Annotated in this window: 13 protein-coding genes and 2 pseudogenes; 13 read left to right on the top strand and 2 right to left on the bottom strand. The window is 53.4% G+C overall.

Going from position 1 to position 11,249, the window contains the following annotated elements; genetic code table 11:
- Positions 1 to 796, bottom strand: a pseudogene (locus tag J3U75_RS04670) (IS4-like element ISVsa5 family transposase); the annotation flags it as partial.
- 99 nt (positions 797 to 895) lie between these two features.
- Between J3U75_RS04670 and J3U75_RS04665 the strand changes: the two are divergent.
- Both J3U75_RS04665 and J3U75_RS04660 read left to right on the top strand, forming a co-directional pair.
- Entirely contained in the window at positions 896 to 1,135 is a 240-nt protein-coding gene (locus J3U75_RS04665) for a type II toxin-antitoxin system YafQ family toxin (RefSeq protein ID WP_267390796.1), read from the top strand.
- Positions 1,136 to 1,263: 128 nt separating this feature from the next.
- Positions 1,264 to 1,830 carry a recombinase family protein gene (locus J3U75_RS04660; protein ID WP_003159185.1) on the top strand — a complete coding sequence of 189 codons (567 nt, stop codon included), beginning with the start codon at positions 1,264 to 1,266 and terminating at the stop codon, positions 1,828 to 1,830.
- A gap of 347 nt (positions 1,831 to 2,177) precedes the next feature.
- On the opposite strand, the gene intI1 is transcribed toward J3U75_RS04660, so the two are convergent.
- Complete coding sequence (gene intI1 / locus J3U75_RS04655) at positions 2,178 to 3,191, bottom strand: class 1 integron integrase IntI1 (RefSeq protein WP_000845039.1); 1,014 nt, start codon at positions 3,189 to 3,191, stop codon at positions 2,178 to 2,180.
- Here intI1 and J3U75_RS04650 point away from each other — a divergent pair.
- The 11 genes and pseudogenes from J3U75_RS04650 (at position 3,190) to J3U75_RS04595 (ending at position 11,099) form a co-directional block, all read left to right on the top strand.
- On the top strand, positions 3,190 to 3,354 hold the full coding sequence (locus tag J3U75_RS04650) for a hypothetical protein (RefSeq protein ID WP_000752529.1): 165 nt from the start codon (positions 3,190 to 3,192) through the stop codon (positions 3,352 to 3,354). The genes intI1 and J3U75_RS04650 overlap by 2 nt on opposite strands.
- Positions 3,351 to 3,824, top strand: a complete 474-nt coding sequence (dfrA1, locus tag J3U75_RS04645; RefSeq protein WP_000777554.1) for a trimethoprim-resistant dihydrofolate reductase DfrA1 — start codon at positions 3,351 to 3,353, stop codon at positions 3,822 to 3,824. Before J3U75_RS04650 ends, dfrA1 begins: the two co-directional genes overlap by 4 nt.
- 3 nt (positions 3,825 to 3,827) lie before the next feature.
- Positions 3,828 to 4,361 carry an aminoglycoside nucleotidyltransferase ANT(2'')-Ia gene (gene aadB / locus J3U75_RS04640; protein WP_069723273.1) on the top strand — a complete coding sequence of 178 codons (534 nt, stop codon included), beginning with the start codon at positions 3,828 to 3,830 and terminating at the stop codon, positions 4,359 to 4,361.
- A 58-nt stretch (positions 4,362 to 4,419) separates the two neighbouring features.
- Positions 4,420 to 5,214 carry an aminoglycoside O-phosphotransferase APH(3')-XV gene (aph(3')-XV, locus tag J3U75_RS04635; RefSeq protein WP_019407932.1) on the top strand — a complete coding sequence of 265 codons (795 nt, stop codon included), beginning with the start codon at positions 4,420 to 4,422 and terminating at the stop codon, positions 5,212 to 5,214.
- Positions 5,215 to 5,355: 141 nt separating this feature from the next.
- Positions 5,356 to 5,988, top strand: a complete 633-nt coding sequence (locus tag J3U75_RS04630) for a type B-3 chloramphenicol O-acetyltransferase CatB3 (RefSeq protein WP_000186237.1) — start codon at positions 5,356 to 5,358, stop codon at positions 5,986 to 5,988.
- A 118-nt stretch (positions 5,989 to 6,106) separates the two neighbouring features.
- Positions 6,107 to 6,937 carry an OXA-1 family oxacillin-hydrolyzing class D beta-lactamase OXA-4 gene (locus J3U75_RS04625; protein ID WP_032491311.1) on the top strand — a complete coding sequence of 277 codons (831 nt, stop codon included), beginning with the start codon at positions 6,107 to 6,109 and terminating at the stop codon, positions 6,935 to 6,937.
- Between the two features lie 112 nt (positions 6,938 to 7,049).
- Positions 7,050 to 7,888: pseudogene (gene aadA1 / locus J3U75_RS04620) on the top strand (ANT(3'')-Ia family aminoglycoside nucleotidyltransferase AadA1).
- Positions 7,889 to 8,004: 116 nt separating this feature from the next.
- A complete protein-coding gene (locus J3U75_RS04615) occupies positions 8,005 to 8,352 on the top strand; it encodes a quaternary ammonium compound efflux SMR transporter QacE delta 1 (RefSeq protein ID WP_000679427.1) in 348 nt (115 codons plus the stop codon).
- Positions 8,346 to 9,185 (top strand): sulfonamide-resistant dihydropteroate synthase Sul1, encoded by an 840-nt coding sequence (gene sul1, locus J3U75_RS04610; protein ID WP_000259032.1) that lies wholly within the window; start codon positions 8,346 to 8,348, stop codon positions 9,183 to 9,185. The genes J3U75_RS04615 and sul1 overlap by 7 nt, the downstream gene beginning before the upstream one ends.
- Before the next feature lie 127 nt (positions 9,186 to 9,312).
- Positions 9,313 to 9,813, top strand: coding sequence for a GNAT family N-acetyltransferase (locus tag J3U75_RS04605; RefSeq protein WP_000376623.1), 501 nt, complete (start codon positions 9,313 to 9,315; stop codon positions 9,811 to 9,813).
- A 506-nt stretch (positions 9,814 to 10,319) separates the two neighbouring features.
- The gene (locus J3U75_RS04595) at positions 10,320 to 11,099 is read left to right on the top strand and encodes an IS6-like element IS6100 family transposase (protein ID WP_267390782.1); all 780 of its coding nucleotides are present in this window, start codon (positions 10,320 to 10,322) and stop codon (positions 11,097 to 11,099) included.
- Positions 11,100 to 11,249: the final 150 nt, after the last annotated feature.

Raw genomic sequence — 11,249 nt, 5'->3', positions numbered from 1 at the left:
CCATGGCTCCTTTGCCGACGCTGAGTAGATTTTAGGTGACGGGTGGTGACAATGAGTCCGTGTCGAGCGCTGATTTTTTCGGCCTTTAGAGCGAGATTTATACAATAGAATTTGGCATGAGATTGGATTGCTTTTAGTCAGCCTCTTATAGCCTAAAGTCTTTGAGTGACTAGATGACATATCATGTAAGTTGCTGATAGGTTTCCAGTTTTCCGCTCCTAGGTCTGCATATTGTACTTTTCCTCTTACTCGACTTAACCAGTACCAACCCAGCTTCTCAACGGATTTATACCATGGCACTTTAAAGCCAGCATCACTGACAATGAGCGGTGTGGTGTTACTCGGTAGAATGCTCGCAAGGTCGGCTAGAAATTGGTCATGAGCTTTCTTTGAACATTGCTCTGAAAGCGGGAACGCTTTCTCATAAAGAGTAACAGAACGACCGTGTAGTGCGACTGAAGCTCGCAATACCATAAGTCGTTTTTGCTCACGAATATCAGACCAGTCAACAAGTACAATGGGCATCGTATTGCCCGAACAGATAAAGCTAGCATGCCAACGGTATACAGCGAGTCGCTCTTTGTGGAGGTGACGATTACCTAACAATCGGTCGATTCGTTTGATGTTATGTTTTGTTCTCGCTTTGGTTGGCAGGTTACGGCCAAGTTCGGTAAGAGTGAGAGTTTTACAGTCAAGTAATGCGTGGCAAGCCAANCGTTAAGCTGTTGAGTCGTTTTAAGTGTAATTCGGGGCAGAATTGGTAAAGAGAGTCGTGTAAAATATCGAGTTCGCACATCTTGTTGTCTGATTATTGATTTTTCGNCGAAACCATTTGATCATATGACAAGATGTGTATCCACCTTAACTTAATGATTTTTACCAAAATCATTAGGGGATTCATCAGCGAACAGTATCAGGAGTCCGCTGCACGAATGATGACCTCAAGCCGGTTCTGGTCGCGCTGGCGACCGATCAGCCCCTGGATGTGCGATACCGCGACCACGATCTTTCCGGCGATTGGGCGGGCTACCGCGAATGCTACATCAAGCCCGACCTGCTGCTGATCTACCGCAAGTCCGACGCCGACACCCTGCGACTGGCGCGGCTTGGCTCCCATAGCGAGCTGTTCGGCTGATGCCAGTCGCCTTGTCCGCCAAACGATCATTAGTCGGCCATGCCGGACACTGTCCAGCAAAGTTATTGCACAACGGGTTGTCGGACATTAAGATAGGCGGACGGAATGACGGACAAGAGAGGCGGCAAATGGCACTGATCGGCTATGCGCGGGTATCGACGGCGGAACAGGACACCGCCTTGCAGACGGATGCGCTACGCAAGGCAGGCTGCGAGCGCGTTTTCGAGGACACGGCTTCCGGGGCCAAGGCCGACCGCCCCGGCTTGGCTGATGCGCTGGCCTACCTGCGCGACGGCGACGTGCTGGCCGTCTGGCGGCTGGATCGGCTCGGGCGCTCTATGCCGCACCTAATCGAAACGATAGGCGCGCTGGAAGCGCGAGGCGTCGGCTTCCGTTCTCTGACGGAAGCCATCGACACCACCACGCCAGGCGGGCGGCTCATCTTCCACGTGTTCGGCGCGCTGGGCCAGTTCGAGCGCGACTTGATCCGCGAGCGCACCAAGGCCGGGTTGACTGCCGCCGCCGCTCGTGGGAGGAAGGGCGGGCGAAAGCCGGTTGTCACCGCCGACAAGTTGCAGCGAGCGCGGGAGCACATCGCCAACGGGCTTAATGTCCGAGAGGCCGCTACACGGCTCAAGGTGAGCAAGACGGCCCTGTACACCGCGCTGCAATCCACCAGTGCAGCCGACTCCTGATATTCCGTGCAGTCGTCTTCTGAAAATGACACTCACGCGCAGGTAGATGCGTGCGACTTTCATGCGGGCCTCCTGGTCATTTTGGGTATAGGGAAAATGACCATTGTTTCACGCCTAGCCAAAAAGGGAAGGTTCCCGGTTCAAATGTCGTTTTCAGAAGACGGCTGCACTGAACGTCAGAAGCCGACTGCACTATAGCAGCGGAGGGGTTGGATCCATCAGGCAACGACGGGCTGCTGCCGGCCATCAGCGGACGCAGGGAGGACTTTCCGCAACCGGCCGTTCGATGCGGCACCGATGGCCTTCGCGCAGGGGTAGTGAATCCGCCAGGATTGACTTGCGCTGCCCTACCTCTCACTAGTGAGGGGCGGCAGCGCATCAAGCGGTGAGCGCACTCCGGCACCGCCAACTTTCAGCACATGCGTGTAAATCATCGTCGTAGAGACGTCGGAATGGCCGAGCAGATCCTGCACGGTTCGAATGTCGTAACCGCTGCGGAGCAAGGCCGTCGCGAACGAGTGGCGGAGGGTGTGCGGTGTGGCGGGCTTCGTGATGCCTGCTTGTTCTACGGCACGTTTGAAGGCGCGCTGAAAGGTCTGGTCATACATGTGATGGCGACGCACGACACCGCTCCGTGGATCGGTCGAATGCGTGTGCTGCGCAAAAACCCAGAACCACGGCCAGGAATGCCCGGCGCGCGGATACTTCCGCTCAAGGGCGTCGGGAAGCGCAACGCCGCTGCGGCCCTCGGCCTGGTCCTTCAGCCACCATGCCCGTGCACGCGACAGCTGCTCGCGCAGGCTGGGTGCCAAGCTCTCGGGTAACATCAAGGCCCGATCCTTGGAGCCCTTGCCCTCCCGCACGATGATCGTGCCGTGATCGAAATCCAGATCCTTGACCCGCAGTTGCAAACCCTCACTGATCCGCATGCCCGTTCCATACAGAAGCTGGGCGAACAAACGATGCTCGCCTTCCAGAAAACCGAGGATGCGAACCACTTCATCCGGGGTCAGCACCACCGGCAAGCGCCGCGACGGCCGAGGTCTTCCGATCTCCTGAAGCCAGGGCAGATCCGTGCACAGCACCTTGCCGTAGAAGAACAGCAAGGCCGCCAATGCCTGACGATGCGTGGAGACCGAAACCTTGCGCTCGTTCGCCAGCCAGGACAGAAATGCCTCGACTTCGCTGCTGCCCAAGGTTGCCGGGTGACGCACACCGTGGAAACGGATGAAGGCACGAACCCAGTGGACATAAGCCTGTTCGGTTGGTAAGCTGTAATGCAAGTAGCGTATGCGCTCACGCAACTGGTCCAGAACCTTGACCGAACGCAGCGGTGGTAACGGCGCAGTGGCGGTTTTCATGGCTTGTTATGACTGTTTTTTTGGGGTACAGTCTATGCCTCGGGCATCCAAGCAGCAAGCGCGTTACGCCGTGGGTCGATGTTTGATGTTATGGAGCAGCAACGATGTTACGCAGCAGGGCAGTCGCCCTAAAACAAAGTTAACCTCTGAGGAAGAATTGTGAAACTATCACTAATGGTAGCTATATCGAAGAATGGAGTTATCGGGAATGGCCCTGATATTCCATGGAGCGCCAAAGGTGAACAGCTCCTGTTTAAAGCTATTACCTATAACCAATGGCTGTTGGTTGGACGCAAGACTTTTGAATCAATGGGAGCATTACCCAACCGAAAGTATGCGGTCGTAACACGTTCAAGTTTTACATCTGACAATGAGAACGTATTGATCTTTCCATCAATTAAAGATGCTTTAACCAACCTAAAGAAAATAACGGATCATGTCATTGTTTCAGGTGGTGGGGAGATATACAAAAGCCTGATCGATCAAGTAGATACACTACATATATCTACAATAGACATCGAGCCGGAAGGTGATGTTTACTTTCCTGAAATCCCCAGCAATTTTAGGCCAGTTTTTACCCAAGACTTCGCCTCTAACATAAATTATAGTTACCAAATCTGGCAAAAGGGTTAACAAGTGGCAGCAACGCAGGTCACATTGATACACAAAATTCTAGCTGCGGCAGATGAGCGAAATCTGCCGCTCTGGATCGGTGGGGGCTGGGCGATCGATGCACGGCTAGGGCGTGTAACACGCAAGCACGATGATATTGATCTGACGTTTCCCGGCGAGAGGCGCGGCGAGCTCGAGGCAATAGTTGAAATGCTCGGCGGGCGCGTCATGGAGGAGTTGGACTATGGATTCTTAGCGGAGATCGGGGATGAGTTACTTGACTGCGAACCTGCTTGGTGGGCAGACGAAGCGTATGAAATCGCGGAGGCTCCGCAGGGCTCGTGCCCAGAGGCGGCTGAGGGCGTCATCGCCGGGCGGCCAGTCCGTTGTAACAGCTGGGAGGCGATCATCTGGGATTACTTTTACTATGCCGATGAAGTACCACCAGTGGACTGGCCTACAAAGCACATAGAGTCCTACAGGCTCGCATGCACCTCACTCGGGGCGGAAAAGGTTGAGGTCTTGCGTGCCGCTTTCAGGTCGCGATATGCGGCCTAACAATTCGTCCAAGCCGACGCCGCTTCGCGGCGCGGCTTAACTCAGGTGTTAGACCGCTATGACAGTCGCCCTCGACGAAGTATCTGAACTAAAGAATTTGCTTTCACCCTTGTTGGATGAATGCACTTTTGAAGAAGTTGAGTATGGTCAGTCAGATGCTCGAGTGATTCGAGTTCTATTTCCTGATCGCAATACCGCGTATCTAAAGTACGCCTCCGGATCTTCTGCTCAAGAAATTCTTCAAGAGCATCAGCGCACTAGATGGCTCAGAACACGAGCTCTCGTACCGGAAGTGATCTCATATGTCTCGACTTCAACTGTCACCATCCTGTTGACAAAAGCATTGATTGGCCACAATGCCGCTGACGCCGCAGATGCAGATCCAGTTATTGTTGTTGCAGAGATGGCACGAGCGTTACGCGACCTCCATTCGATCTCGCCTGACGATTGCCCATTCGACGAAAGGCTCCACCTGCGACTGAAGCTGGCTTCGGGCCGTTTGGAAGCCGGGTTAGTTGATGAGGAGGACTTTGATCACGCAAGGCAAGGCATGCTGGCGCGGGATGTTTACGAGCAACTTTTTATACAAATGCCTGGAGCGGAGCAGCTGGTAGTCACACATGGCGACGCCTGTCCCGAGAACTTCATCTTCCAAGGTAATGCCTTCGTCGGCTTCATAGACTGCGGTCGGGTCGGGCTTGCCGATAAGTATCAAGACCTGGCGCTTGCATCGAGAAACATTGACGCGGTATTTGGACCAGAACTCACTAACCAGTTCTTCATCGAGTATGGAGAGCCAAATCCGAACATAGCTAAGATTGAGTACTACCGGATCTTGGATGAGTTCTTCTAAGCGCGGTCTAACAATTCGTTCAAGCCGAGATCGCTTCGCGGCCGCGGAGTTGTTCTGTAAATTGTCACAACGCCGCGGCCGCAAAGCGCTCCGGCTTAACTCAGGTGTTAGACGGCAAAGTCACAGACCGCGGGATCTCTTATGACCAACTACTTTGATAGCCCCTTCAAAGGCAAGCTGCTTTCTGAGCAAGTGAAGAACCCCAATATCAAAGTTGGGCGGTACAGCTATTACTCTGGCTACTATCATGGGCACTCATTCGATGACTGCGCACGGTATCTGTTTCCGGACCGTGATGACGTTGATAAGTTGATCATCGGTAGTTTCTGCTCTATCGGGAGTGGGGCTTCCTTTATCATGGCTGGCAATCAGGGGCATCGGTACGACTGGGCATCATCTTTCCCGTTCTTTTATATGCAGGAAGAACCTGCATTCTCAAGCGCACTCGATGCCTTCCAAAAAGCAGGTAATACTGTCATTGGCAATGACGTTTGGATCGGCTCTGAGGCAATGGTCATGCCCGGAATCAAGATCGGGCACGGTGCGGTGATAGGCAGCCGCTCGTTGGTGACAAAAGATGTGGAGCCTTACGCTATCGTTGGCGGCAATCCCGCTAAGAAGATTAAGAAACGCTTCACCGATGAGGAAATTTCATTGCTTCTGGAGATGGAGTGGTGGAATTGGTCACTGGAGAAGATCAAAGCGGCAATGCCCATGCTGTGCTCGTCTAATATTGTTGGCCTGCACAAGTATTGGCTCGAGTTTGCCGTCTAACAATTCAATCAAGCCGATGCCGCTTCGCGGCACGGCTTATTTCAGGCGTTGGGCGAACCCGGAGCCTCATTAATTGTTAGCCGTTAAAATTAAGCCCTTTACCAAACCAATACTTATTATGAAAAACACAATACATATCAACTTCGCTATTTTTTTAATAATTGCAAATATTATCTACAGCAGCGCCAGTGCATCAACAGATATCTCTACTGTTGCATCTCCATTATTTGAAGGAACTGAAGGTTGTTTTTTACTTTACGATGTATCCACAAACGCTGAAATTGCTCAATTCAATAAAGCAAAGTGTGCAACGCAAATGGCACCAGATTCAACTTTCAAGATCGCATTATCACTTATGGCATTTGATGCGGAAATAATAGATCAGAAAACCATATTCAAATGGGATAAAACCCCCAAAGGAATGGAGATCTGGAACAGCAATCATACACCAAAGACGTGGATGCAATTTTCTGTTGTTTGGGTTTCGCAAGAAATAACCCAAAAAATTGGATTAAATAAAATCAAGAATTATCTCAAAGATTTTGATTATGGAAATCAAGACTTCTCTGGAGATAAAGAAAGAAACAACGGATTAACAGAAGCATGGCTCGAAAGTAGCTTAAAAATTTCACCAGAAGAACAAATTCAATTCCTGCGTAAAATTATTAATCACAATCTCCCAGTTAAAAACTCAGCCATAGAAAACACCATAGAGAACATGTATCTACAAGATCTGGAGAATAGTACAAAACTGTATGGGAAAACTGGTGCAGGATTCACAGCAAATAGAACCTTACAAAACGGATGGTTTGAAGGGTTTATTATAAGCAAATCAGGACATAAATATGTTTTTGTGTCCGCACTTACAGGAAACTTGGGGTCGAATTTAACATCAAGCATAAAAGCCAAGAAAAATGCGATCACCATTCTAAACACACTAAATTTATAAAAAATCTAATGGCAAAATCGCCCAACCCTTCAATCAAGTCGGGACGGCCAAAAGCAAGCTTTTGGCTCCCCTCGCTGGCGCTCGGCGCCCCTTATTTCAAACGTTAAACATCATGAGGGAAGCGGTGATCGCCGAAGTATCGACTCAACTATCAGAGGTAGTTGGCGTCATCGAGCGCCATCTCGAACCGACGTTGCTGGCCGTACATTTGTACGGCTCCGCAGTGGATGGCGGCCTGAAGCCACACAGTGATATTGATTTGCTGGTTACGGTGACCGTAAGGCTTGATGAAACAACGCGGCGAGCTTTGATCAACGACCTTTTGGAAACTTCGGCTTCCCCTGGAGAGAGCGAGATTCTCCGCGCTGTAGAAGTCACCATTGTTGTGCACGACGACATCATTCCGTGGCGTTATCCAGCTAAGCGCGAACTGCAATTTGGAGAATGGCAGCGCAATGACATTCTTGCAGGTATCTTCGAGCCAGCCACGATCGACATTGATCTGGCTATCTTGCTGACAAAAGCAAGAGAACATAGCGTTGCCTTGGTAGGTCCAGCGGCGGAGGAACTCTTTGATCCGGTTCCTGAACAGGATCTATTTGAGGCGCTAAATGAAACCTTAACGCTATGGAACTCGCCGCCCGACTGGGCTGGCGATGAGCGAAATGTAGTGCTTACGTTGTCCCGCATTTGGTACAGCGCAGTAACCGGCAAAATCGCGCCGAAGGATGTCGCTGCCGACTGGGCAATGGAGCGCCTGCCGGCCCAGTATCAGCCCGTCATACTTGAAGCTAGACAGGCTTATCTTGGACAAGAAGAAGATCGCTTGGCCTCCCGCGCAGATCAGTTGGAAGAATTTGTTCACTACGTGAAAGGCGAGATCACCAAGGTAGTCGGCAAATAATGTCTAACAATTCGTTCAAGCCGACGCCGCTTCGCGGCGCGGCTTAACTCAAGCGTTAGATGCACTAAGCACATAATTGCTCACAGCCAAACTATCAGGTCAAGTCTGCTTTTATTATTTTTAAGCGTGCATAATAAGCCCTACACAAATTGGGAGATATATCATGAAAGGCTGGCTTTTTCTTGTTATCGCAATAGTTGGCGAAGTAATCGCAACATCCGCATTAAAATCTAGCGAGGGCTTTACTAAGCTTGCCCCTTCCGCCGTTGTCATAATCGGTTATGGCATCGCATTTTATTTTCTTTCTCTGGTTCTGAAATCCATCCCTGTCGGTGTTGCTTATGCAGTCTGGTCGGGACTCGGCGTCGTCATAATTACAGCCATTGCCTGGTTGCTTCATGGGCAAAAGCTTGATGCGTGGGGCTTTGTAGGTATGGGGCTCATAATTGCTGCCTTTTTGCTCGCCCGATCCCCATCGTGGAAGTCGCTGCGGAGGCCGACGCCATGGTGACGGTGTTCGGCATTCTGAATCTCACCGAGGACTCCTTCTTCGATGAGAGCCGGCGGCTAGACCCCGCCGGCGCTGTCACCGCGGCGATCGAAATGCTGCGAGTCGGATCAGACGTCGTGGATGTCGGACCGGCCGCCAGCCATCCGGACGCGAGGCCTGTATCGCCGGCCGATGAGATCAGACGTATTGCGCCGCTCTTAGACGCCCTGTCCGATCAGATGCACCGTGTTTCAATCGACAGCTTCCAACCGGAAACCCAGCGCTATGCGCTCAAGCGCGGCGTGGGCTACCTGAACGATATCCAAGGATTTCCTGACCCTGCGCTCTATCCCGATATTGCTGAGGCGGACTGCAGGCTGGTGGTTATGCACTCAGCGCAGCGGGATGGCATCGCCACCCGCACCGGTCACCTTCGACCCGAAGACGCGCTCGACGAGATTGTGCGGTTCTTCGAGGCGCGGGTTTCCGCCTTGCGACGGAGCGGGGTCGCTGCCGACCGGCTCATCCTCGATCCGGGGATGGGATTTTTCTTGAGCCCCGCACCGGAAACATCGCTGCACGTGCTGTCGAACCTTCAAAAGCTGAAGTCGGCGTTGGGGCTTCCGCTATTGGTCTCGGTGTCGCGGAAATCCTTCTTGGGCGCCACCGTTGGCCTTCCTGTAAAGGATCTGGGTCCAGCGAGCCTTGCGGCGGAACTTCACGCGATCGGCAATGGCGCTGACTACGTCCGCACCCACGCGCCTGGAGATCTGCGAAGCGCAATCACCATCTCGGAAACCCTCGCGAAATTTCGCAGTCGCGACGCCAGAGACCGAGGGTTAGATCATGCCTAGCATTCACCTTCCGGCCGCCCGCTAGCGGACCCTGGTCAGGTTCCGCGAAGGTGGGCGCAGACATGCTGGGCTCGTCAGGATCAAACTGCACTATGAGGCGGCGGTTCATACCGCGCCAGGGGAGCGAATGGACAGCGAGGAGCCTCCGAACGTTCGGGTCGCCTGCTCGGGTGATATCGACGAGGTTGTGCGGCTGATGCACGACGCTGCGGCGTGGATGTCCGCCAAGGGAACGCCCGCCTGGGACGTCGCGCGGATCGACCGGACATTCGCGGAGACCTTCGTCCTGAGATCCGAGCTCCTAGTCGCGAGTTGCAGCGACGGCATCGTCGGCTGTTGCACCTTGTCGGCCGAGGATCCCGAGTTCTGGCCCGACGCCCTCAAGGGGGAGGCCGCATATCTGCACAAGCTCGCGGTGCGACGGACACATGCGGGCCGGGGTGTCAGCTCCGCGCTGATCGAGGCTTGCCGCCATGCCGCGCGAACGCAGGGGTGCGCCAAGCTGCGGCTCGACTGCCACCCGAACCTGCGTGGCCTATACGAGCGGCTCGGATTCACCCACGTCGACACTTTCAATCCCGGCTGGGATCCAACCTTCATCGCAGAACGCCTAGAACTCGAAATCTAACGTCCGTTCGGGCATCGAGGTCCATGTCGGGGTGGGACGGGCCCGTGGCTTCAAGATCACTTGCAGTCCGACCGCGATGTCTTGGTTGCGCGAGAGGTTGTCGATATCCTCCACTTCCATCATCAACCCTGGATAATGCCGCCGCCGTCATCGCCGCCGACGCCCGTGCCGGGCTTTTCGGGCCTGTCAGGCTTGCTCGGCCTTCAGCCTGCCTGGGCGAGATCTCCGGCGGACGGATTAACGGCGGAGCTTCGCCGCCTTTCGTGCGTGTGAAGGCCGAAGATAGTTCTCTCAAAAACATCCGTTTATGAGAGATACCAAATGTCATTTTCAGAAGACGACTGCACCAGTTGATTGGGCGTAATGGCTGTTGTGCAGCCAGCTCCTGACAGTTCAATATCAGAAGTGATCTGCACCAATCTCGACTATGCTCAATACTCGTGTGGGCTCTGTTGCAAAAATCGTGAAGCTTGAGCATGCTTGGCGGAGATTGGACGGACGGAACGATGACGGATTTCAAGTGGCGCCATTTCCAGGGTGATGTGATCCTGTGGGCGGTGCGCTGGTATTGTCGCTATCCGATCAGCTATCGCGACCTTGAGGAAATGCTGGCGGAACGCGGCATTTCGGTCGACCATACGACGATCTATCGCTGGGTCCAGTGCTACGCCCCGGAGATGGAGAAGCGGCTGCGCTGGTTCTGGCGGCGTGGCTTTGATCCGAGCTGGCGCCTGGATGAAACCTACGTCAAGGTGCGGGGCAAGTGGACCTACCTGTACCGGGCAGTCGACAAGCGGGGCGACACGATCGATTTCTACCTGTCGCCGACCCGCAGCGCCAAGGCAGCGAAGCGGTTCCTGGGCAAGGCCCTGCGAGGCCTGAAGCACTGGGAAAAGCCTGCCACGCTCAATACCGACAAAGCGCCGAGCTATGGTGCAGCGATCACCGAATTGAAGCGCGAAGGAAAGCTGGACCGGGAGACGGCCCACCGGCAGGTGAAGTATCTCAATAACGTGATCGAGGCCGATCACGGAAAGCTCAAGATACTGATCAAGCCGGTGCGCGGTTTCAAATCGATCCCCACGGCCTATGCCACGATCAAGGGATTCGAAGTCATGCGAGCCCTGCGCAAAGGACAGGCTCGCCCCTGGTGCCTGCAGCCCGGCATCAGGGGCGAGGTGCGCCTTGTGGAGAGAGCTTTTGGCATTGGGCCCTCGGCGCTGACGGAGGCCATGGGCATGCTCAACCCTGATGAATCCCCTAATGATTTTTATCAAAATCATTAAGTTAAGGTAGATACACATCTTGTCATATGATCAAATGGTTTCGCCAAAAATCAATAATCAGACAACAAAATGTGCGAACTCGATATTTTACACGACTCTCTTTACCAATTCTGCCCCGAATTACACTTAAAACGACTCAACAGCTTAACG

It is taken from the genome of Snodgrassella sp. B3088 (assembly GCF_026535815.1).
GTDB classification, from domain to species: Bacteria; Pseudomonadota; Gammaproteobacteria; order Burkholderiales; family Neisseriaceae; genus Snodgrassella; species Snodgrassella alvi_E.
Note: the sequence above shows the minus strand (reverse complement) of the source record. Positions and strands in the feature narration are given on the sequence as shown.

Excerpts from the sequence above, each read along its gene's own strand:
- J3U75_RS04625 (WP_032491311.1), top strand. The coding sequence starts at position 6,107 with ATGAAAAACACAATACATATCAACTTCGCTATTTTTTTAATAATTGCA.
- J3U75_RS04605 (WP_000376623.1), top strand. The coding sequence starts at position 9,313 with ATGGACAGCGAGGAGCCTCCGAACGTTCGGGTCGCCTGCTCGGGTGAT.
- intI1 (WP_000845039.1), bottom strand. The coding sequence starts at position 3,191 with ATGAAAACCGCCACTGCGCCGTTACCACCGCTGCGTTCGGTCAAGGTT.
- J3U75_RS04660 (WP_003159185.1), top strand. The coding sequence starts at position 1,264 with ATGGCACTGATCGGCTATGCGCGGGTATCGACGGCGGAACAGGACACC.
- J3U75_RS04630 (WP_000186237.1), top strand. The coding sequence starts at position 5,356 with ATGACCAACTACTTTGATAGCCCCTTCAAAGGCAAGCTGCTTTCTGAG.
- J3U75_RS04650 (WP_000752529.1), top strand. The coding sequence starts at position 3,190 with ATGGCTTGTTATGACTGTTTTTTTGGGGTACAGTCTATGCCTCGGGCA.
- J3U75_RS04615 (WP_000679427.1), top strand. The coding sequence starts at position 8,005 with ATGAAAGGCTGGCTTTTTCTTGTTATCGCAATAGTTGGCGAAGTAATC.
- J3U75_RS04595 (WP_267390782.1), top strand. The coding sequence starts at position 10,320 with ATGACGGATTTCAAGTGGCGCCATTTCCAGGGTGATGTGATCCTGTGG.
- sul1 (WP_000259032.1), top strand. The coding sequence starts at position 8,346 with ATGGTGACGGTGTTCGGCATTCTGAATCTCACCGAGGACTCCTTCTTC.